This is a genomic window from Streptococcus cristatus, from assembly GCF_003943505.1.
GTDB classification, from domain to species: Bacteria; Bacillota; Bacilli; order Lactobacillales; family Streptococcaceae; genus Streptococcus; species Streptococcus cristatus_E.
Genome location: NZ_RJPS01000102.1, coordinates 1 through 585, shown reverse-complemented (window position 1 = coordinate 585; position 585 = coordinate 1). Strand labels below are relative to the sequence as shown.

The following is a 585-nucleotide window of genomic DNA, read 5'->3' as shown; positions in this document are numbered from 1 at the left end:
CTAAACAGTCTGATATTCGCAAGACCAATATCGGTAGAGGTGTTAAGATGACCGGTTGGAAAAATGCTTGGGCCGATGCCAGAAAGTCTGGAGCTGCTGCAGCGAAGGATTCATTTAAATCTGGTTTGAATCCTTTTAGTGACTTCAAAGGCTTTAAGGAAGCAAGCAAATGGGCTAAAGGTGGAAAATTTTTGGGAGCTGCAGGTTCTATTTCATCAATTGTAATGAATTTCAAAGAATCTTTCTTTGATGATGAAACCTCTACAACAGGTCAAAAAATCCGGAACTTTGCAGTGAATCAGACTGTAGATACAGTTTCTAGTGCAGGCGCAGCTTATGCTAGTGCGGCAATCGGCACGATGATTGGTGGTCCTATTGGTACAGTTGTTGGTGCTGGACTTGGGATGGCATTTTCTTGGGCTATGAATTTTAAAGTTGGCAAATCAGACGATAGTTCCCTCACTGGATGGGCTAAATCGGGCTTAAAGAAATTATTTGGAGGATAAGTATGTACGAAGAACGTTACCACGGCCCTTTGATTACAAATGGGGTTAGTTTAGGCTATATCAAACTTCTACCTTGGAT

At 41.7% G+C, this 585-nt stretch carries 1 pseudogene; it reads left to right on the top strand.

Going from position 1 to position 585, the window contains the following annotated elements:
- Positions 1-506: pseudogene (locus D8792_RS11225) on the top strand (T7SS effector LXG polymorphic toxin); the annotation flags it as partial.
- Positions 507-585: the final 79 nt, after the last annotated feature.